Origin of the sequence: Pararoseomonas baculiformis (genome assembly GCF_017813395.1) — a bacterium.
GTDB lineage: Bacteria > Pseudomonadota > Alphaproteobacteria > Acetobacterales > Acetobacteraceae > Roseomonas > Roseomonas baculiformis.
Genome location: NZ_JAGIZB010000022.1, coordinates 52,487 through 72,148, shown reverse-complemented (window position 1 = coordinate 72,148; position 19,662 = coordinate 52,487). Strand labels below are relative to the sequence as shown.

General features: G+C 72.1%; 24 protein-coding genes. 18 read left to right on the top strand and 6 right to left on the bottom strand.

Annotation, left to right across the window (positions count from 1 at the left end; all coding sequences use genetic code 11):
• A partial coding sequence (locus J8J14_RS19375) for an enoyl-CoA hydratase-related protein (protein ID WP_245215973.1) occupies positions 1 to 247 on the bottom strand: 247 nt, incomplete at its 3' end.
• A 322-nt stretch (positions 248 to 569) separates the two neighbouring features.
• On the opposite strand from J8J14_RS19375, the gene J8J14_RS19370 reads away from it, so the two are divergent.
• Genes J8J14_RS19370 through J8J14_RS19330 form a run of 10 tightly spaced genes read left to right on the top strand, consistent with a single transcriptional unit; the run spans position 570 to position 8,287 of the window.
• Positions 570 to 1,346 (top strand): heme ABC transporter permease, encoded by a 777-nt coding sequence (locus tag J8J14_RS19370; protein WP_245215980.1) that lies wholly within the window; start codon positions 570 to 572, stop codon positions 1,344 to 1,346.
• On the top strand, positions 1,343 to 1,477 hold the full coding sequence (locus J8J14_RS25515; protein ID WP_280842991.1) for a hypothetical protein: 135 nt from the start codon (positions 1,343 to 1,345) through the stop codon (positions 1,475 to 1,477). Before J8J14_RS19370 ends, J8J14_RS25515 begins: the two co-directional genes overlap by 4 nt.
• Positions 1,478 to 1,509: 32 nt before the next feature.
• Complete coding sequence (ccmE, locus tag J8J14_RS19365) at positions 1,510 to 2,010, top strand: cytochrome c maturation protein CcmE (protein WP_209381202.1); 501 nt, start codon at positions 1,510 to 1,512, stop codon at positions 2,008 to 2,010.
• The gene (locus tag J8J14_RS19360; protein WP_209381197.1) at positions 2,007 to 3,968 is read left to right on the top strand and encodes a heme lyase CcmF/NrfE family subunit; all 1,962 of its coding nucleotides are present in this window, start codon (positions 2,007 to 2,009) and stop codon (positions 3,966 to 3,968) included. Before ccmE ends, J8J14_RS19360 begins: the two co-directional genes overlap by 4 nt.
• Positions 3,965 to 4,540, top strand: coding sequence for a DsbE family thiol:disulfide interchange protein (locus J8J14_RS19355; protein ID WP_209381196.1), 576 nt, complete (start codon positions 3,965 to 3,967; stop codon positions 4,538 to 4,540). The genes J8J14_RS19360 and J8J14_RS19355 overlap by 4 nt, the downstream gene beginning before the upstream one ends.
• Positions 4,537 to 4,989, top strand: coding sequence for a cytochrome c-type biogenesis protein (locus J8J14_RS19350; RefSeq protein WP_209381195.1), 453 nt, complete (start codon positions 4,537 to 4,539; stop codon positions 4,987 to 4,989). The genes J8J14_RS19355 and J8J14_RS19350 overlap by 4 nt, the downstream gene beginning before the upstream one ends.
• On the top strand, positions 4,986 to 5,774 hold the full coding sequence (ccmI, locus tag J8J14_RS19345; RefSeq protein ID WP_209381194.1) for a c-type cytochrome biogenesis protein CcmI: 789 nt from the start codon (positions 4,986 to 4,988) through the stop codon (positions 5,772 to 5,774). The genes J8J14_RS19350 and ccmI overlap by 4 nt, the downstream gene beginning before the upstream one ends.
• A gap of 13 nt (positions 5,775 to 5,787) precedes the next feature.
• Positions 5,788 to 7,224 carry an NAD(P)-binding domain-containing protein gene (locus J8J14_RS19340; RefSeq protein WP_245215972.1) on the top strand — a complete coding sequence of 479 codons (1,437 nt, stop codon included), beginning with the start codon at positions 5,788 to 5,790 and terminating at the stop codon, positions 7,222 to 7,224.
• Positions 7,221 to 7,721: a CMD domain protein gene (locus J8J14_RS19335; protein ID WP_209381193.1), complete on the top strand. Its 501-nt coding sequence runs from the start codon at positions 7,221 to 7,223 to the stop codon at positions 7,719 to 7,721. Before J8J14_RS19340 ends, J8J14_RS19335 begins: the two co-directional genes overlap by 4 nt.
• A complete protein-coding gene (locus J8J14_RS19330; RefSeq protein ID WP_209381192.1) occupies positions 7,718 to 8,287 on the top strand; it encodes a peroxidase-related enzyme in 570 nt (189 codons plus the stop codon). The genes J8J14_RS19335 and J8J14_RS19330 overlap by 4 nt, the downstream gene beginning before the upstream one ends.
• A gap of 22 nt (positions 8,288 to 8,309) precedes the next feature.
• Here J8J14_RS19330 and J8J14_RS19325 read toward each other — a convergent pair whose 3' ends face one another.
• The 3 genes from J8J14_RS19325 to J8J14_RS19315 form a co-directional block, all read right to left on the bottom strand.
• Positions 8,310 to 8,711, bottom strand: a complete 402-nt coding sequence (locus J8J14_RS19325; protein ID WP_209381191.1) for a (R)-mandelonitrile lyase — start codon at positions 8,709 to 8,711, stop codon at positions 8,310 to 8,312.
• A gap of 64 nt (positions 8,712 to 8,775) precedes the next feature.
• Positions 8,776 to 9,090 (bottom strand): hypothetical protein, encoded by a 315-nt coding sequence (locus tag J8J14_RS19320; protein ID WP_209381190.1) that lies wholly within the window; start codon positions 9,088 to 9,090, stop codon positions 8,776 to 8,778.
• 71 nt (positions 9,091 to 9,161) lie between these two features.
• Positions 9,162 to 10,217 (bottom strand): Bug family tripartite tricarboxylate transporter substrate binding protein, encoded by a 1,056-nt coding sequence (locus J8J14_RS19315; RefSeq protein WP_209381189.1) that lies wholly within the window; start codon positions 10,215 to 10,217, stop codon positions 9,162 to 9,164.
• Positions 10,218 to 10,346: 129 nt separating this feature from the next.
• Here J8J14_RS19315 and J8J14_RS19310 point away from each other — a divergent pair, with 129 nt between their 5' ends.
• Together J8J14_RS19310 and J8J14_RS19305 are read left to right on the top strand one after the other, a co-directional pair.
• Positions 10,347 to 11,414, top strand: coding sequence for an NAD/NADP-dependent octopine/nopaline dehydrogenase family protein (locus J8J14_RS19310; RefSeq protein WP_209381188.1), 1,068 nt, complete (start codon positions 10,347 to 10,349; stop codon positions 11,412 to 11,414).
• A 113-nt stretch (positions 11,415 to 11,527) separates the two neighbouring features.
• Entirely contained in the window at positions 11,528 to 11,848 is a 321-nt protein-coding gene (locus tag J8J14_RS19305) for a hypothetical protein (RefSeq protein ID WP_209381187.1), read from the top strand.
• A 22-nt stretch (positions 11,849 to 11,870) separates the two neighbouring features.
• On the opposite strand, the gene J8J14_RS19300 is transcribed toward J8J14_RS19305, so the two are convergent.
• Both J8J14_RS19300 and J8J14_RS19295 read right to left on the bottom strand, forming a co-directional pair.
• Positions 11,871 to 12,845, bottom strand: a complete 975-nt coding sequence (locus tag J8J14_RS19300; RefSeq protein ID WP_209381186.1) for a Bug family tripartite tricarboxylate transporter substrate binding protein — start codon at positions 12,843 to 12,845, stop codon at positions 11,871 to 11,873.
• A 60-nt stretch (positions 12,846 to 12,905) separates the two neighbouring features.
• Positions 12,906 to 13,058 (bottom strand): hypothetical protein, encoded by a 153-nt coding sequence (locus J8J14_RS19295; protein WP_209381185.1) that lies wholly within the window; start codon positions 13,056 to 13,058, stop codon positions 12,906 to 12,908.
• A gap of 80 nt (positions 13,059 to 13,138) precedes the next feature.
• On the opposite strand from J8J14_RS19295, the gene J8J14_RS19290 reads away from it, so the two are divergent.
• From J8J14_RS19290 to J8J14_RS19265, 6 genes are read left to right on the top strand one after another with little or no spacing between them, the layout of a single operon-like run.
• Complete coding sequence (locus J8J14_RS19290; RefSeq protein WP_209381183.1) at positions 13,139 to 13,510, top strand: hypothetical protein; 372 nt, start codon at positions 13,139 to 13,141, stop codon at positions 13,508 to 13,510.
• Between the two features lie 5 nt (positions 13,511 to 13,515).
• Positions 13,516 to 14,274 carry a UTRA domain-containing protein gene (locus J8J14_RS19285; RefSeq protein WP_209381182.1) on the top strand — a complete coding sequence of 253 codons (759 nt, stop codon included), beginning with the start codon at positions 13,516 to 13,518 and terminating at the stop codon, positions 14,272 to 14,274.
• Positions 14,275 to 14,281: 7 nt separating this feature from the next.
• A complete protein-coding gene (gene hutU, locus J8J14_RS19280; protein ID WP_209381181.1) occupies positions 14,282 to 15,952 on the top strand; it encodes a urocanate hydratase in 1,671 nt (556 codons plus the stop codon).
• Positions 15,949 to 17,445, top strand: coding sequence for a histidine ammonia-lyase (gene hutH, locus J8J14_RS19275; RefSeq protein WP_209381179.1), 1,497 nt, complete (start codon positions 15,949 to 15,951; stop codon positions 17,443 to 17,445). The genes hutU and hutH overlap by 4 nt, the downstream gene beginning before the upstream one ends.
• A complete protein-coding gene (gene hutI / locus J8J14_RS19270; protein WP_209381178.1) occupies positions 17,438 to 18,634 on the top strand; it encodes an imidazolonepropionase in 1,197 nt (398 codons plus the stop codon). Before hutH ends, hutI begins: the two co-directional genes overlap by 8 nt.
• Positions 18,635 to 18,665: 31 nt before the next feature.
• On the top strand, positions 18,666 to 19,562 hold the full coding sequence (locus J8J14_RS19265) for a LysR family transcriptional regulator (RefSeq protein ID WP_209381176.1): 897 nt from the start codon (positions 18,666 to 18,668) through the stop codon (positions 19,560 to 19,562).
• The last annotated feature ends 100 nt before the right edge of the window (positions 19,563 to 19,662 follow it).

Genomic DNA, 19,662 nt, shown 5'->3' with positions numbered 1-19,662 from the left:
TCACCTCCGACAGGCCAGGCGGGACAGGCGGCTTGCCGAACTCGCTGATGTCCGCCCCCGCAATGAAGGTCCGGCCCTCCGACCCGATCACCACCGCCCGCACCGAAGCATCAGCCCCGGCCAGCTCCACAGCCCGCAACAACCCAACGCGAACACCAGAACTCAACGCATTCACAGGCGGGTTCGAAATGGTGACCAGCAGCAACCCATCGGACAGGCTGGTGGAGACGGGGTCCTGCTGGGCCATGGCGATTCCTCATCGTTCTTCGCCAGCTTCTTGTTTTCAGGACGAAAACAGTTCCGGCCGGGCGGGAGCAAAGAACCGGGCGGGGGCGGCGTCAAGCACCCCGGGGCATTCCTTGCTGCATCGCATCATCGGCACCGCAACATGGCCCGACACGGAGGATCACATCTTGGGGCGGGAAGGAAACGCCCCCATCTGGCGCCATGCGGGCCCGCCTTGCGCTGCATCAATTCCAGCGCGGGCGCCGGCGCGCTAAACCCCCTGCGCCCATCCCGGCTCCCGGGGTGGCTGAACCATGCCCTGAGCACCGCCCGGACGCCCTGCCCTGACCACCGCCGCGCCCCTTCTGCACCGCTTCGCCAATCCCGGCCGCTTCCTGCGTGCCACGGCGCGGCTCATGCCCTGGCTCTGGGGCCTGTCCCTGGCCGTGCTGCTGCCGGCGGTCGCCTGGGCGCTGTTCCTCTCCCCGGCCGATTGGCAGCAGGGCGAGACGGTGCGGATCATGTATGTGCATGTCCCCATGGCCTGGCTGGCGATGGGCGGATATGCGGGGCTCGCCCTCGCCTCGGTGCTGGCGCTGGTCTGGAAGCACCCGCTGGCGGATCTGGCGGCGCGGGAGATCTCCCCGGTGGGCGCCGTGGTCACGGCGCTCTGCCTCGCCACGGGCAGCCTCTGGGGCCGGCCGATGTGGGGCACTTGGTGGGCCTGGGATGCGCGGATGACCTCGGTGCTCGTCCTCTTCTTCCTCTGGGTCGGCCATGCCGCCATCACCCGCGCCTTCGAGGATGAGGAGCGCGGCGCGCGGGTGGGCGCCATCCTCGCCCTGGTCGGGGTGGTGAACCTGCCCATCGTGAAATTCTCGGTGGACTGGTGGAACACGCTGCACCAGCCCGCCAGCGTGGCCCGCATGGCCGGGCCATCCATGCACATCTCCATGCTTGGCCCGCTGCTGGCCTGCGCCATCGGCTTCTCCCTGCTCTTCGGCACGCTGGTGCTGGCGCGGGTCCGGGCGGCGGTGATGGAGCGGCGGGTGCAAGCCCTGGAACTGGCGCGCGCGCGGGAAGCGGACCGCGCGCCCGCCTCGGAGGCGGTGCCGGCATGAGCGCCCATTGGATCCATGTGGTCGCGGCCTGGATGCTGGCCGGGATCGGCTTCGGCGGGCTGGCGCTGGGCGCCGCCTGGCGGCATCGCGCCGCCGCCCGCCGCCTGCAGGAACTGGAGCGGGCCCGATGAGCGGCGCGGTGGCGAACCCGAAGCGGGGCGGAATGGGTCTGGCGGCGTCCCGCCGCAGGCGGCGGCTCTGGGTCCTGCTCCTCTGCGGGCTCGGGCTCGGCGCGGCGGCCGCCCTGGCGCTGACCGCCTTCCGGGACAACCTCGTCTTCTTCCGTTCCCCCTCCGACATCGCCGCCATGGCCGCGCCAGATGGCCGCGCCTTTCGCCTGGGCGGGCTGGTGGAGGCCGGGAGCGTGGTGCGGGACGGCGCCGAGGCCCGCTTCCGCGTGACCGATGGCGCCCACACCATCAGCGTGACCTATCGCGGCGTGCTGCCGGACCTGTTCCGTGAGGGCCAGGGCGTGGTCACGCTGGGCCGGCTGGGCCCGGACGGCCATTTCACCGCCAGCGAGGTGCTGGCGCGGCATGACGAGACCTACATGCCGCCCGAGGTGAAGGACGCGCTGGAGCGCAGCGGCCACTGGAACCCCGAGCAGGGCGCGGCGCCGCCCGCCTCGGGCTGGAACACGATGCAGCCCCGGACCGGCGGATGATTCCTGAACTCGGGCATTTTGCCCTTGCCCTGGCGCTGGCGCTCTCGCTGGCCCAGGCGGTGCTTCCGCTGCTGGGTGCGCAGCGCCGCGATGGGCGGCTGATGGCATCGGGGCCGGGCCTCGCCCTCGGCGTGCTGATCGCCGTCGGGGCGGCCTTCAGCGCCCTGCTCTGGTCCTTCGCCGTGAACGACACGACCGTCTCCAATGTCGTGCAGAACAGCCATTCGGCGAAGCCCATGCTCTACAAGCTGGCCGGCGCCTGGGGGAACCATGAGGGTTCCATGGTGCTCTGGGTGCTGATCCTGGCGCTCTGCGGCGCGGCGGTCTCGGCCTTCGGGCGCAACCTGCCCGGCGCGCTGCGGGCGCGGGTGCTCGCGGTGCTCGGCATGATCGGCGCGGGGTTCCTCGCCTTCATCCTGGCCACCTCCAACCCCTTCCTGCGGGTCTGGCCGCCCGCCGCCGACGGCCAGGGGCTGAATCCCGTGCTGCAGGATCCCGGCCTCGCCTTCCACCCGCCGCTTCTCTACCTCGGCTATGTCGGCACGGCCGTGACCTTCGCCTTCGCCATCGCGGCGCTGATCGAGGGGCGCGTGGACGCGGCCTGGGGGCGCTGGGTGCGGCCCTGGGCGCTGGCATCCTGGGCCTTCCTCACCCTCGGCATCGCCCTCGGCTCCTGGTGGGCCTATTACGAGCTGGGCTGGGGCGGCTACTGGTTCTGGGACCCGGTGGAGAATGCCTCGCTGCTGCCCTGGCTCGCGGGCGCGGCGCTGCTGCACTCGGCCATCGTGGTGGAGAAGCGGGACGCGCTGAAGACCTGGTCGGTGCTGCTGGCCATCCTCGCCTTCTCCATGTCCCTGCTCGGCACCTTCCTCGTGCGCTCGGGGGTGCTGAACTCCGTCCACGCCTTCGCCAATGATCCGGAGCGCGGCGTCTTCATCCTCGCCCTGCTGCTGCTGACGATGGGCGGCGCCTTCGCCCTCTTCGCCTGGCGCGCGCCGGCCCTTGCCCCCACCGGGGTTTTCGCCCCGATCTCGCGCGAAGGGGCGCTGGTGCTGAACAACCTTCTCCTCTGCACCATCGCGGCGGTGGTGCTGGCGGGAACGCTCTATCCGATGTTCGCGGACCTGATGCTGAAGGCGAAGATCTCGGTCGGCCCGCCCTTCTACCAGGCCACCGTCTTCCCGCTGGCATTGCCGCTGGTCCTCGCCATGGCGGCGGGGCCGCTGATGGCCTGGAAGCGCGCCAAGCCCTGGCCGGTGCTGCAGCGGCTCTGGTGGGTGGCCCTGGCCTCGCTCGCGGCCGTCGCGCTGGTGTGGCTGGTGCAGGGCCATCCGGTGCTGCCGGCGCTGGGCTTCGGCGCGGCGCTCTGGCTCGTCCTCGGCGCCGTGGCGGACATCGCGGAGCGCACCGCGCTCTTCTCCCGCCCTCGCGCCGCCCTCTCCCGCGCCCGGGGCCTGCCACGCGCGACCTGGGGCGGGGCCGTGGCCCATGCGGGATTCGGCATCAGCCTTCTCGGCATGGCCGGGATGGGGCTGGCGACGGAGCGGCTGGCGGCCGTGCAACCGGGCGAGACGATCTCCCTCGCCGGTTATGAATGGCGGCTGGATGGCGTGCGCGACGTGACCGGCCCGAACTGGACCAGCCGCCGCGCCACCGTGACCGTGACCCGCGACGGCGCGCCGGTGACGGTGCTGGAGCCGGAGAAGCGCAACTTCCCGCTGGCGCGCCAGAGCACGACGGAGGCCGCCATCCACACCACCTGGGCCTCCGACCTCTATGCCGTGATGGGCGAGGAGGAGAATGGCCGCGCCACGCTGCGCCTGCACCACAACCCGCTCGCCCCCTGGATCTGGCTGGGCGGCGCGGTGATGGCGCTGGGCGCCGGGCTTTCCCTGACCGACCGCCGCGCACGGGTGGGCGCCCCGGCACGCCGGGCCGCGGAGGCGGCGCGCGCATGAGCGAGGCGAAGTCCCCCCTCTCCCGCCGCGCGATCCTCTGGGCGCCGCTGGGGCTGGCAGCGGCGGGCGGGGTCGGCTTCTGGGCCATGCTGCGCGGCATGCGGGACGGGTCCTATGACCCGCGCGGCGTGCCCTCCGCCCTGCTCGGCAAGCCCGCGCCGCGCATGGCCCTGCCGCCCGTGGAGGGCATCGAGCTCCCCACGATCGCGCCGGAGATGCTGGCCTCGCCCGGCATGCCCGTTCTCGTGAATTTCTGGGCCTCCTGGTGCGTGCCCTGCGTGGTGGAGCACCCGCAGCTCGTCGCCCTGCAGCGGCGCGGCGTGCGGATCCTGGGCATCAACTACAAGGACAAGCCGGCCGATGCGGCGCGCTTCCTGGTGCGGCATGGCAATCCCTTCCAGGCCCTGGCCGCGGATGCGGAAGGGCGGGCCGGGATCGAGTACGGGCTGTATGGCGTGCCGGAAACCTATCTTCTGGACAGGCAGGGGATCATCCGCTGGCGCTGGGCCGGGCCGATGATGCCCGACACGCTCTCGGCCGAGCTGGACCCGCTGCTGAGGCGCCACGCGTGAGAGCCCTGCTTTTCGCGCTGCTGCTGGCGCCCTCGCTCGCCCTGGCCGTGGGCCGCCCCTCCGAGATGCTGCCGGACCCGGCGGCGGAGGCCCGGGCCCAGGCGATCGGGCGTGAGCTGCGCTGCATGGTCTGCCAGAACCAGTCCATCGAGGACAGCGAGGCCGACCTGGCGCGCGATCTCCGCCGGCTGGTGCGGGAACGCGTGGCGGAGGGCGATTCGAACACCGCCGTGCGGGACTACGTGCATGCCCGCTACGGCGATTTCGTCCTGCTGCGCCCGCCCTTCAACTGGGTGACGGCGCCGCTCTGGGCCCTGCCGGCCGTCCTGCTGGGGCTCGGCGCGCTGGTGCTGCTGCGGATGCGGCGGCGCCTGGCGACACGCGGCGGCCCCACCCCGCTGACGGATGAGGAGCGCGCCCGGCTGGCGGCGCTGGAGAAAGAGCCGTGACCTGGCTTCTCGCTGCTATCCTGGCACTGGCGGCGCTGCTGCCGCTGGCCCTGGTGGCATGGCGCCCGGCGCCGGTGACGGACCGGGGCGCGGCGGACCGGGCGCTGTATCGCGCGCAGTTGGCGGAGCTGGAGCGGGACCGGGAGATGGGCCGGCTGGACGAGGCCGCCCATGCCGCCGCCCGGCTGGAGGTGCAGCGGCGCCTGCTGGCCGTTCCCGATGCCGCGCCGGCCCGGATGGGCGGGCGCGGCCCGGTGGTGGCGGGACTGCTGGCGGTGCCCGTCCTGGCCTTCGCGCTCTATTTCCTGAACGGCCTGCCCGGCATGCCTTCCGCCACCTTCACCGCGCGCCAGGAGGTGGCGCAGCGGGACGAGGCGCTGCTGGCGCAGCTTCGGGCGCGGCTCGCGGCCCTGCCCGCCGGCAACCCAGCCGCGCGCCAGGGCTGGCTGCTGCTGGCCGAGGCCGAGCGGAACCGGGGGCGCGCCGCGGAATCCGCCGCCGCCTATGCCGAGGTGCTGAAGACCGGCTTCGAGGCGGATATCGCCGCCCAGCGCGCGCAGGTGCTGCTGGAGGCCGGGCTGGTGGAGGAGGCATCGGCCTTCCTGGCGGAGGTCCTGCCCCGCGCGCCGGATCATGTGGGGCTGCGCTTCCTGTCCGGCCTTGCCGAGGCGCAGGCTGGCCGACCCTCGGTGGCCCGCGCAACCTGGGCGGCGCTGCTGGCCTCGGCCCCCGAAGGCGCGCCCTGGCGGGGAATGGTGGAACGGCGCATGCAGGCTCTGCCGTGATGGACAGGCGGTGATGGACGGAATGGGTGCGACAGGGCTGGCGGCGCTGGAGGCGCGGCTCCGGCAGGACCTGGAATGGCTTGAGCTGCCCTCGAAGCCCTGGGTGCCGGAGACGGTCGCGCCAGGCGGGCGCGCCGTGGCCGATGTGGCCATCATCGGTGCCGGCATGGCCGGACTGGCCGCCGCCGCCGCGCTGCGGCTGGACGGGATCGACCGGTTGCGCGTGCTGGACCGTGCCGCGCCGGGGCAGGAAGGCCCCTGGATCACCTATGCCCGGATGGAGACGCTGCGCTCCCCGAAAACCCTCGCCGGCCCCGCGCTGGGACTGCCAGCCCTCACCTTCCGCGCCTTCTTCGAGGCGCAGCACGGCGCGGCGGCCTGGGAGGCGCTGGGCAAGATCCCGCGCGGCCAGTGGATGGACTACCTCAACTGGTATCGCCGCGTGATGGCGGTGCCCGTGCGGAACGGCGCCGAGGTCTCCCTCGTCCGTCCGCGGGATGACGGGCTGATCGCGCTGGAGATGCGGGACGGGCCGGAGATCCTCTGCCGCCGCCTGGTGCTGGCCAGCGGGCGCGACGGGCTGGGCCGCGAATTCGTGCCTGGCATGGCGCACAAACTCGATCGCCGCTTCTGGGCCCATTCGCGCGAGGAGATCGACTTCGCCGCCCTGCGCGGCCGGCGCGTGGGCGTGGTCGGCGCGGGCGCATCGGCCATGGACAATGCCGCCACGGCGCTGGAGGCCGGCTGCGCGCGGCTGCACATGTTCGTCCGCCGCCGCGAGCTGCCGCGCGTGAACAAGTTCACCGGGATCGGCAGCCAGGGCGTGGTGCATGGCTTCGCCGGCCTGCCGGACGAGTGGAAATGGCGCTTCCAGCACTATGCCAACAGCGCGCAGACGCCGCCGCCGCGGGACAGCACCATGCGCGTCTCCCGCCACCCGCACGCCCATCTGCATCTCGGCAGCCCCGTGACGGATGTGCGGGAGGAGGACGGCGCAGTCCTCGTCACCACGCCGCGCGGCGCGTTCGTGCTGGATTTCCTGATCTGGGGCACCGGCTTCAAGGTGGCGCTGGAGGAGCGGCCGGAACTGGCGCTCATCGCGCCGCATGTCCGCCTCTGGCGGGACCGCTTCACGCCCGAGCCGGGGCAGGAGAGCGAGGAACTGTCCTCCTCCCCCGATCTCGCGCCCGATTTCGCCTTCCAGGAGAAGGTGCCGGGCGCCTGCCCCGCCCTGGCGAAGATCCACGCCTTCAACTATCCGGCGACGCTGACCCACGGGAAGCTGACCGGCGACATCCCCGCCATCTCGGCCGGGGCGCGGCGCCTGGCGCAGGGCATCGCGCGGTCCCTCTTCGTGGAGGACCGCGAGACGCATTTCGCGCGGCTGCAGGCCTATGACACGCCCGAGCTGCTGGGCGACGAATGGCCGGAAAGGGAGCTGACGGCATGAACGGGGACGACCTGATCGAGAGGATCCTGGGCATCCAGCCCGGATCGCCGCTGCATGAGCTTCGCCGCCGCCGCCCCGAGGCGCTGAAGCATGCCCAGGGCGCCTACCGGGAGCTGCTGATGCCGGAGGACCCCGGCAACATCTCCCACGCGGATCGCGCCGCGCTGGCGCTGCGCACCGCGCTGCGCGAGGGAGACGCGCCCCTGGCATCGCATTTCCGATCCCTGCTGGAGCGGGCCGGGGCGCAGGAGGCCATCATGCTGGCCGAGGACCTGAGCGGCGCGCCGATGGAAGGCCGCCTCGCCGCGCTGCTGCGCTACGCCGACGTGGTTGCCACTCGCCCGGACGACGTGACGCAGGCGACGATCGACGCGCTCTCCGCCATGGGGCTGACGCCGCGCGACATCGTGGCGATCACGCAGCTCGTCTCCTTCGTTCCCTATCAGGTCCGGGTGATCGCGGGCCTTCGGGCCATGATGCAGGAGTCCGCCGCATGAGCCGCTTCACCATGGAGGAGGTGGGCTGGACGCCGCGCATCCCACCCGTGGAGGCCGAGACCGCCACCCCGGCCCAGCTGGCCGCGCTGGAGGCCTGCCCGCCCGCGCAGCGCCGCTCCACCTATTTCCTCACCCTCGCGAATGATCCGGCCTCGCTGGGCGAGCGCGGGGCGCTGTTCAACACGGTGATGTACGCGCCGCGCGGCCTGCCGCGCGCGGATCGCGAGTTCTCCACCGCCATCGTCTCCATGGCGAATGGCTGCGTCTACTGCACCTCCGTCCATGCCCGGCGCTTCGCCGACCTGTCGAAGCAGCACGAGGCGATGCAGCGCGTGCTGGACGAGGGCCACGGGGTGGAAACCGACCCACGCCGCCGCGCCATTGCGGATTTCAGCGAGAAGCTGACGCTGACCCCCGGCGCCGTCACCGCCGCCGACATCGCCCCGCTGCGCGCCGCCGGCATGGATGACCTGGAGCTGCTGGACCTCATCCACTCCATCGCCATGTTCGCCAATGCAAACCGGCTGATGCAGTCCCTGGGCGAATCCGAGCCGCCGGCCGGCTGACCGGCGGAGGATCGGGCGGCGCTCACGGGGCCGCCCGGTACTCCTCCTCGGTGACATGCTCCATCCAGTCCACCGGGGAGCCGTTGAGCTTCTCCTGGATGGCGATGTGGCTCATCGCCGTGTCCGGCGTGGCGCCGTGCCAGTGCTTCTCGCCGGGCGGGAACCAAACCACGTCGCCCGGCCGGATTTCCTCGACCGGCCCGCCCGCGCGCTGCACCCAGCCCAACCCGGCGGTCACCACCAGGGTCTGCCCGAGAGGATGGGTGTGCCAGGCCGTGCGCGCGCCCGGTTCGAAGGTGACCAGCGCGCCGGCCACCCGCGCCGGATCGGGCGGGCTGAACAGCGGATCGATCCGCACGGCGCCGGTGAACCAATCCGCCGGCCCCTTGCCCGAGGGCTGCGAGCCGGCGCGCCTGATCTCCATGGATCCTGTCTCTCCGAGAGGGATGGCCCCGGCCCCACATGGCAGGGCTGGGCGGCCGCCAGCCTCAGGGCCAGGCAGATTTGTATGGGGTTGGCAGCGTTCCCGCCTGTACCGTGCCGGTCAGGCAGGCCTCCGTCACCTCGTTCCGGACCAGGGCGCTGTCGATGTCCAGCTTGCCGAAGGGGCCATAGACGCGGTCCTCGGCCAGCGCGCCGCGCATCTGGCAGGCATAGGCTCGGTCCGCCGCCGTGCCGCCGGCCACCGCCACGCCCGGTCCCGGCCCGCCCTGCCCATAACCGCCCTGCCCGAAACCGCCCTGGGCACAGGCCGCGAGGAGCAGGACCGGGACGAAGCCGGCCCCGCGCAGGATCCCCGACATTGGATCTCTCCTATCCCTCATTCCGGAAGGATGAACGGGCGAGACGGGCCAAGGCTTCCGGCCCCTCCGCCTCAGTCGTTCCGCGCCCCGGATTGCCGCACCAGCGCCGCGTGCCGCTGGATCTCCTCATGCAGGAAGGTGGCGAGGCGCTCCGGCGGACCGCCGAGGGTCGCCATGCCCTGCTGCTCGAAACGGGCCTTCGCCTCGGGGTCGTTCAGGATCTCGTTGGCCAACGTGTTGAGCTGGCGCAGGAGGGCGGGGTCCGCCCCCTTGGGCAGGAACAGGCCGAACCAGGTGCCGAAGACAAGGCCCGGCATGCCGAGCTCCGCCGTGGTGGGCACGTCCGGCAGCTGGGGGGAGCGCTGGGTGTCGAGCACGGCGATGGGCGTGACGGCGCCCGCGCGCACCTGCCCCGCGACGCCGGTGATGAGGTTGAACATCGCCTGGATGCGGCCGGAGAGAAGGTCCGTCACCCCCGCCGCCGGCGAGGTGTAGGGCACATGGATCATCTGCGTGCCGGTGAGCGACTTGTAGAGCTCGCCCGCCAGATGCATCGAGGACCCGTTGCCGGTGGAGCCGAAATTGATGGCGTTCGGGTTGGCCCGCGCATAGGCGCCGAACTCCGCTAGGTTGCGGATCGGCAGCTCCTTGTTCACCACGAGCACGTTCGGGACATTGCCGATGAGGGCCACCGGCTCGAAATCCTTCTCGGGGTCGAAAGGCAGGTCCTTGTAGAGCGCGGGGCCCGTGGCCAGCGTGCCGGCCCAGGACCAGAGGATGGTGTAGCCATCCGGCGCCGAGCGCGCGCCCGCCAGCGCGCCGATATTGCCATTCGCGCCGCCGCGGTTGTCGATGATCACGCGCTGGCCGACACGCTTCTCCATCTCCTGCGCGAAGACGCGGGCCAGCGTATCCGCCGTGCCGCCGCCACCGGGCGCGGGCACGATGATCCGCACGGTGCGGTTGGGCCAGGGGCCATTGGCGGCGGGCGCCGCGGCCGGCGCGGAAGGCGCGGCGGAGGGGGCCGCTGAGGGGGACGCTGAGGGGGACGCTGTCTGGGCCTGCGCGGCCGGGGCCGCGCCGATCGCGGCGGGAAGAAGCAGGGCGCTGCGGCGGGTGATGGTCATGCTCGGGGCTCCCGGGAGATGCTGGCAGAAGCTTAGGCAGGATCGGGGCCAGCTTGGAAATGCCCCCTCCCCTTGCCGTGGGGCGCGATGGCGTGAACATCACGCCCGACCGGGAAAGGATGGGTTCGGATGCGCCTGAGCGTGCTGGGAGCCGGGGCGGTGGGGCCCGCGGCAGCGGCGCTTGCGGCCTCGCGCGGGCATGAGGTGACGCTCTGGTCGCCCTCGGGCGCGGGCACCGCGGGGATCGGCACCTCCATCGAGGCGGAGGGGGCGGTGGCGGGGGATATCCCGCTCCGCACCGCGCCCGATCTGGCGGATGCCTTCCGTGGCGCCGATGCCGCGCTGCTCGCCGTGCCGGCCTATGCCTTTCCCTCGGTGCTGCCGCGAATCGCGGCGGTGCTCCCGCCCGGGCTTCCTCTGCTGATCGCGCCGGCCGCCTCGCTCTCACCCCTGGCGCTGGATGCGCTGCTGGCGGCGCGCGGGGCGCCCGCGGCGCGCGCGCCGATCGGCGCCATGGCGACCACGCCGGTCACGGCCCGCCGCCTCTCGCCCGGCCGGGTGCGCGTGGCGGCGGTACGGGCGGCGGTGGACATGGCCGCCATCCCTGCCGCTTCCGCGGGGGAGATGGGCGCGCTCGCCACCGCGCTCTTCGGCCATGCCTGCCCGCTGGCGCCCCATGCGCTCCATGCGGGGCTGGCGAATGCCAATCCCATCATCCATGCGGTCCTCGCGCTCACCAATGTCACGCGCATCGAGAAGGCGGAGGAATGGCCGCAATACGGGCTGATGACCCCTGCCGCCTGCCGGATGATGGAACGGCTATCGGCCGAGCGGGCCGCCCTGGCCGGATCCTTCGGCATCGCGGTTCTCGGGCTGGATGAATCGCTGCACCGGGCGAATGGCGTGCCGATGGGCCCGCTGCACGAGATGGCGGCGGCCATTGCGGCCTCCCGCGGCGCGGTGACGGGGCCTGCCGCCATGGAGACCCGCTATGTCACGGAGGATGTGCCCTATGGGCTGGCCTTCTATCTCTGGCTGGCGCGCGGCCGGGGGATCCCCATGCCGGTGACGGAGGCGGTGGTCACGGCGCTGGAGACGCTCTGGGGCCGCGACCTCCGCGCCAATCCGCTGTTGCGCCAGCTGGATCCGGCCGGGCTGGAGGAGGCGCTGCGGGAAGGCCTGGGACGGAAGGCATAGCCAGCGCCGATCACCGCCATTGGCACGACCGGGCTGTCGGCCCGCCGCGGCAGGGCCCATGCTCCGGCTGTGCCCCGCTTCGGGACGCTAAGCAGGAGGAGAAGACGAGAGCCATGGCGAGCATTCCCGATTCCCCAGGGAGCGGGGACGCGGCAGGCGCGGGCCGCGGGGTGGCTGCGGCCGGGAGCGACGAGATGTTGCGGCAGACCGTGCTGAACTCGGTTCGCATCTCGCTGAAGGAAGGCGCGCGGAAAGCGGCCGATCCGGTGGCCTATCTCCGGGCGGCGTCCGAGGAGGTCGCGCGGGTCGTCGCGGTCCTGGCCCATGCCCGGCCGGAGGATGGCGCCGCGCTGCGGGCCATCCTGGCGGAGGCGGTGGTGGCCGCGGCCGGGGAACTGATCGACGGCTGCGGGCCCCAGGGGGTGGCCCGCTGAACCGGGCGCTCCGCGGCGGCTCCTAGTCCAGCCGTATGTCGAGCGGGGCGGCCACGCGGGTCCAGCGCTCCAGGTCGTCCCGCAGCAGCGAGGCGAAGGCGGCGCTGCCGTCGCCGTTCGGCGTCACCCCGAGGCCGCCGAGGCGGGTACGGACGAGGTCGGTGGCCATGGCGGCGCGGAAGGCTTCCGCCAGCCGGTCAACGATGGGCGCCGGGGTTCCCCTGGGCGCGGAAAGGCCGGTCCAGATGCTGGCCTCGAAATCCTTCACCCCGGCCTCGATCAGCGTCGGCACCTCCGGGATGGCGGGGAAGCGCTCCCGCGAGGTGACGCCCAGCAGCTTGAACTGCGCCCCGGTGGCGGCCAGCACCGAGGGGACGGAGACAAACATCAGCGCGATGCGCCCGGCAGCAAGGTCGTTGAAGGCCGCCGCCGCGCCGCGATAGGGCACATGCTCGATGTTCAGCCGCTCCCGCGCCTTCAGGTCTTCCATGATGAGATGCGTGTTGGTGCCGATGCCGGTGGAGGCATAGGGCATGGGCTGGGCGGCGTTGCGCGCCATGCCCAGCAGGGCCTGCGTGTCCGCCAGGTTGAGCTGCGGCGCGGCCAGCAGCGCCACGGGGCTGTCGCTGAGGTGGAGGACGGGCGCGAAATCCGCGAGGGGATCATAGGGGAGGCGCCGCCCGACGGCGCGGGCGATGGTGAGCTGCCCCGCAGTGGCGAGAAGAATGGTCAGCCCGTCCGGCGCCGCGCGCGCCACCGCCTCGGCCCCCAGCACGCCCCCGGCCCCGGCGCGGTTCTCCACCACCACGGTCTGGCCGAGGATCGGCCCCGCCGCCTGGGCCAGCAGCCGGCCCAGCACGTCCTGCGAGCCGCCCGGCGCGAAGGGCACGATCAGCCGCACCGGGGCATCCGGGGACCAGCGGGGCTGGGCCTGGGCCTGGGTTTGGGCTGCCAGGGGCGCGAGGGCGCCGAGGGAGAGAAGGGCGCGACGATTCATCGGGGACAGTCCTTGGGCTTCGGCCATGCTAGCGCCCGCGTGCCCGGGGTGAAGGTGGGATCACGCACCCGGCTTCGGCCCCACCACCGGATGCATCTCGCCCGGCGGGTTCTTGGCGGCGCCGAGCAGGGCGAAGCCGGCCGGAGGCCCGCCGGCGTCCTGGACGAGTGGGCCATGCCGTTGCGCTTCCCCCTGGCATTCCGAACTTGACATGACAGGTTATGGGAGCAACCATCCCGGCCCAGGCGGATGAAGGTGCATCCCTGCCCACTGCCCGGCCGGAGGCGAAGCGCATGGCGGAAACGGGCTCTCTCCCCGAGATCGATGTGTCCGGGCTGAATGCCGTGTCGCCCGGCGCAGGCCCCTTGGGCAGCGGCTCGGCAGATGCCCTGCCGCAAGTGGCCGCCTATGACGACGGCATGTTCCTGCTCGGCAGGCATTTGCTGAGCGCCGTGGCGGTGAGCCTGGATCTGCCGGAGGGGATTTTCGTTCCGCGCTATACCGCGACGTTCCACGCCCCCGATTTCGGCGCGACGATCGACCCGCGCGACCTCGGCACGCCGGAGGGAAAGGCGCGCTGCGCGCCGATCACGGCGGGCCAGCACATTCTGAACCGCTTCGACAAGGCCTTCGGCTACCGCAAGACTCTCGCGGTGGCGGGATGAGCGCCATGCCCGATGGCAGCGCGCCGAAGCCGCGCTACGAGGCCGTGAAGGATTACGTGCTGTCGCGCATCGCCGCGGGCGAATGGGCTGTCCATGCGCGCATTCCCAGCGAGAACGAGCTGGGGCCGATGCTCGGCGTGTCCCGCATCACCGTGAACCGCGCCTTCGCCGAACTGGCGCGCGAGGGGCGGCTGCGGAAGGTGCCGGGCGTCGGCACCTTCGTGGCCCCGCTGACGGATGCCAGCAAGCCGCGCACGGGGCTGGTGAGCATCGAGAGCATCGCGGAGGAAATCCGGGCGCGCGGGATGGAATGGTCCTGCGAGGTGCTGGACCTGGGGATGGCATCCCTGACCGAGGAGGCGGCGGATGCGCTGGGCCTGCCGCGCGGCGGCCGCGTGCCCTCCTCCATCGTGCTGCACAAGGGCGATGCCTTGCCGATCCAGGTGGAGGAACGCTTCATCCGCCCGGGCTATGCGCCCGGCTACACGGAGCAGGACTATGCCGGCCGCACCACCTACGACTTCCTGCGCGAGGTGGGCGAGGTGACGGAGATGGAGCAGGCCGTCACGGCCATCCTGCCCCCCGCCCCGGTCGCGCGCCTGCTGCAAGTGGGGCCGCGCGATCCCTGCCTGGTGATCCGCCGCCGCACCTTCCGCCGTGGCGAGGCCACCACCTTTTCCCGCCTCACCCAGCCCGCCAGCCGCTTCGAGCTTTCCGGACGCTACCGGATGCAGGACGGCCCCGGTGGCCACTTCCCCTTCTGAGGATCCGATGAGCGAGAATCTTCGCCTCCGCAACGCGCCCGCCATCCGGGCGCCGCGCGGCCTCACCCTGTCAGCCAAGCACTGGGTGACGGAAGCGCCGCTGCGGATGCTGATGAACAACCTGGATGACGAGGTGGCGGAGGATCCCGGCGCCCTCGTCGTCTATGGTGGCATCGGGCGCGCGGCGCGGGACTGGCGCAGCTACGAGATGATCTGCGACGTGCTGCGGCGGCTGGAGGACACGCAGACCTTGCTGGTGCAGTCCGGCAAGCCGGTGGGCGTGTTCGAGACCTATGCGGATGCGCCGCGCGTGCTGATCGCCAATTCCAATCTCGTGCCGGCCTGGGCGAACTGGGAGAAGTTCAACGAGCTCGATCGCGCGGGGCTGATGATGTACGGCCAGATGACCGCGGGATCCTGGATCTACATTGGATCCCAGGGGATCGTGCAGGGCACCTACGAAACCTTCGCGGAGGCCGGGCGGCAGCATTTCGGCGGCGATCTCTCGGGCCGCTGGATCCTGACGGGCGGTCTGGGCGGCATGGGTGGGGCGCAGCCGCTGGCCGGCGTGTTCGCCGGTGCCTGCGTGCTGGCGGTGGAATGCCAGCCGAGCCGGATCGAGAAGCGGATCGAGACGCGCTACCTGGACCACCGCACGGCGAGCCTGGACGAGGCGCTGGCCATGATCGGCACGGCCTGCACCGAGAAGCGTGCGATCAGCATCGGGCTGCTGGGCAATGCGGCGGATGTCTTCCCGGAACTGGTGCGGCGCGGCGTGGTGCCGGATATCGTGACGGACCAGACCAGCGCGCATGACCCCGCCAACGGCTACCTGCCCGCGGGCTGGACGCTGGAGGAATGGGCGGCAAAGCGCGAGAGCGATCCGAAGGCCGTGGCCGCCGCCGCGAAGCGCAGCATGGTGGCACATGTGCAGGCCATGCTGGATTTCCAGCGCATAGGCTCGGTGGTGCTGGATTACGGCAACAACATCCGGCAGATGGCGAAGGATGAGGGGCTGGGGAACGCCTTCGACTTCCCGGGCTTCGTGCCGGCCTATATCCGCCCGCTTTTCTGCAGGGGCATCGGGCCCTTCCGCTGGGCGGCGCTGAGCGGCGATCCGGAGGATATCCGCAGGACCGACGCGAAGGTGCGGGAACTGATCGAAGACCCGCACCTGCATCGCTGGCTGGACATGGCGCAGCGGCGCATCGCCTTCCAGGGCCTGCCGGCGCGCATCTGCTGGGTGGGGCTGGGCGACCGGCACCGCCTCGGCCTCGCCTTCAACGAGATGGTGGCGCGTGGTGAGATCGGGCCGGTGGTGATCGGGCGCGACCACCTGGATTCCGGCTCCGTCGCCTCTCCCAACCGGGAGACGGAGGCGATGATGGACGGGTCCGACGCCGTTTCGGACTGGCCGCTGCTGAACGCGCTGCTGAACACGGCCTCGGGCGCCACCTGGGTATCCCTGCATCATGGTGGCGGTGTGGGCATGGGCTATTCGCAGCATGCGGGCATGGTGATCGTGGCCGATGGCACGCCCGATGCGGCGCGGCGGCTGAAGCGGGTCCTGTGGAACGATCCCGCCACCGGCGTGATGCGCCATGCCGATGCGGGTTATGACATGGCGAAGGAATGGGCACGGAAGATGGGCCTCGACCTGCCGATGGTGAAGTCATGACCACCCCTGGCGGCGCCACCCTCGCGGAGCTGCGGGCGGTGATGGGCGGTGCCTCCCTCCGGCTCGACGAGGGCTGGCGCGAGGCGGTTCGGGCGAGTCATTCGGCCCTGGCGGCGCGGTTGCGGGCCGGCGAGGTGATGTATGGCGTGAACACCGGCTTCGGGAAGCTGGCGGGCACGCGCATCGCCCCGGATGCGCTGGTGCAGCTGCAGCTGAACCTGATCCGCAGCCATGCCTCGGGCGTGGGCGAGCCCCTGCCCCGGCCGGTGGTGCGGCTGGTGCTGGCGCTGAAGGCGCTCTCGCTCTCGCGCGGGGCATCCGCGGTGCGGGAGGAAACGGTGGAGGCGCTGCTGCGCCTGCTGGAGGCCGATGTGCTGCCGGTGATCCCGGCGCGCGGCTCCGTGGGTGCCTCGGGCGACCTGGCACCGCTGGCGCATCTGTCCATGGTGCTGATCGGCGAGGGCGAGGCCAGCATCGGGGGGCGCGCCGTCAGCGGCGCGGAGGCGCTGGCGCAAGTCGGGCTCTCGCCCCTCCCGCTCGGTCCGAAGGAAGGGCTGGCGCTGCTGAACGGCACGCAGGTGTCCACGGCCATCGCGCTCGTAGGGCTGTTCCAGGCGCGGGATCTGTTCGCGACGGCGCTGGTGGCCGGGGCGATGAGCACGGAGGGCGTGCGCGGTTCCGACACGCCCTTCGACGCGCGCATCCATGCGCTGCGCGGCCAGCCCGGGCAGATCCGTGCCGCGGCGGCGTTGCGCGGCCTGATGGCCGGAAGCCAGATCCGCGAGAGCCATCGCGAGAACGATCCGCGCGTGCAGGACCCCTATTCCATCCGCTGCCAGCCCCAGGTGATGGGCGCCTGCCTGGACGCGCTGGACCATGCCGCCGCGGTGCTGGAGCGCGAGGCGAATGCGGTGACGGACAACCCGCTGGTGACGGCGGAAGGCGAGGTGCTCTCCGGCGGGAACTTCCATGCGGAGCCGGTGGCCTTCGCGGCCGACCATATCGCGCTGGCGCTGGCGGAGATCGGCGCACTGTCCGAGCGGCGGATGGCGCTGTTGACCGACCCGGCGCTTTCCGGCCTGCCCGCCTTTCTCGTACGGGAAGGCGGGCTGAACTCGGGCTTCATGATCGCGCAGGTGACGGCGGCGGCGCTGGCGAGCGAGCAGAAGGCGCTTGCCCATCCGCGCAGCGTGGACAGCCTGCCGACCTCGGCGAACCAGGAGGACCATGTGAGCATGGCCACGGGCGCCGCGCTGCGGCTGGTGCCCATGGCGAACAATCTCCGGGACATCCTGGCCATCGAGTTGCTGGCGGCGGCCCAGGCGATCGAGTTCCACCGGCCGCTGCGCTCGTCCCTGCCGCTGGAAGCCGCCCATGCGCTGGTGCGCGGCGTGGCGGCGGCCTGGGACATGGACCGCTACATGGCGCCGGATATCGCGGCGGTTTCGGGGTTGATCGCGGAAGGGCGCTTCGCCGTGCTCTCCGATGCCTGAGTTCGACCGCGTCTGGGTGAATGCCCATCTCTGCACCATGCAGGATGGGCTGGGCGTGGTGCGGGACGGGGCGCTGGCGGTGCGGGACGGGCGCATCGCCTGGATCGGGCCGCGTGCGGCGCTGCCCGCGCATGATGCGCCCGTGACGGATTGCGGCGGGGCCTGGATCCTGCCCGGGTTGGTGGATTGCCACACGCATCTCGTCTTCGGTGGAAACCGCGCGGGCGAGTTCGAGCGGCGCCTCGCCGGTGCCACCTATGAGGAGATCGCGCGCGAGGGTGGCGGCATTCTTTCCACCGTGCGCGCCACGCGCGCGGCGGATGAGGATGCGCTGCTGGCCGCCGCCCTGCCCCGGCTGGACGGGCTGCTGGCGGAGGGCGTGACCACCATCGAGGTGAAGTCCGGCTATGGGCTGGAATTTGAGGCGGAGCGGCGGATGCTGCGCGCGGCGCGGGCGCTGGCGGCGGAGCGCGCCGTTTCCGTGCAGGCGAGCTTTCTCGGCGCCCATGCCGTGCCGCCGGAATTCAGGGGGCGGCAGGGAGAATATGCGGCGCTGGTGGCGGGGATGATCGCGCCGCTGGCCGCCGAAGGGCTGGTGGACGCGGTGGATGCCTTCTGCGAGCGCATCGCCTTCACGCCGGACGAGACGGCCGCCGTCTTCGAGGCGGCGCGTGCCCAGGGCCTGCCGGTGAAGCTGCATGCGGACCAGCTGAGCGACCTGGGCGGGGCGGCGCTGGCGGCGCGTTTCGGAGCGCTTTCGGCAGATCACTTGGAACATGCCTCGGCGGCGGGGCTGGCGGCCATGGCGGCGGCGGGCACGGTGGCGGTGCTGCTGCCGGGCGCCACCTACTTCATCCGGGAGGAGCGGCACCCGGATATCGCCGCCATGCGCGCGGCGGGCCTGCGGATGGCGGTGGCGACCGACATGAATCCGGGTTCCTCCCCCGCGCGCTCCCTGCTGCTGATGCTGAACATGGCCTGCACCCTCTATCGGCTGACGGTGGAGGAGGCGCTGCTGGGCGTGACGCGCCACGCAGCGGCCGCGCTGGGGCTGGAGGATCGCGGCATGCTGGCGCCGGGAATGCGCTGCGACCTGGCCCTCTACCGGATCGAGGCGCCGGCCGAGCTGTGCTACTGGCTGGGCGGCAATCCCTGCGTGGGGCGCGTGGTGGCGGGGCGCGACGCTTGAGCCCGCCCTGCCCTGGGGGCCAGGAGGGGGAATGATCGACAAGCTCGGCTTCCTGCTGGCCCTGGCGCGGGAACGGAACTTTCGCCGGGCGGCGGAGGCCTGCGGCGTGGCGCAGCCCACGCTCTCCGCCGGGATCAAGCAGCTGGAAACCGAGCTGGGCGTGCTTCTGGTCCATCGTTCCTCGCGTTTCCAGGGATTGACGCCGGAGGGCGAGAAGGTTGTCGAATGGGGTCGGCGCCTGCTGGGCGACGTGCGCGCCATGCGGCAGGAGCTGCAGGTGGCGCGGGGCGGGTTGCAGGGACATCTGCGCCTGGCGGTGATCCCGACGGCGCTGGCCATGGTGCCGGCCCTCACCCTCGCCTGCCGTCGCCGGCATCCGGGCATGCGCTTCACCATTCTTTCCCGCACCTCGGCCGCCGTGCTGGAGATGATCGAGAATCTCGAGGCGGATGCGGGCATCACCTATATCGGCAACGAGAAGCTGGGCCGGGTGCGCAGCGTGCCCCTCGCCACCGAGCGTTACCGGCTGGTGGTGCCGGCGGGCTCCCCCTGGTGTGGGCGGGATGCGGTGGCCTGGGCGGAACTGGCGGGCCAGCCACTCTGCCTGCTGACGCCGGACATGCAGAACCGCCGGATCATGGACCAGCTCCTGCAGCAGGCCGGGGTGGCGGTGGAGGCGACGGTGGAGTCCAACTCCATCGTCACGCTGATCGCCCATGTCCGCAGCGGGCACTGGATGACGGTGCTGCCGGAGAGCGTGGCCGCCACCATGGGCGGGGCGGGCGGGCTGCATGCCCTGCCCCTGGTTTCGCCGGATGCCGGGTACCGGATCGGGCTGGTGGTGCCGCTGCATGACCCCACCCCGCCCCTGACCGCGGCCCTGCTGGCGGAGGCGCTTCGGATTTCGGAGTCGCGCGAGGAGGTTTGATCGGGTTTTCCTATTACCCGACGGGACCGCCTGCTTGATTTCAGCGGCTTCCGGTGCGCGACTGCCCGGCGAAACGAAGAAAACGCGATCGCAGGGAGAA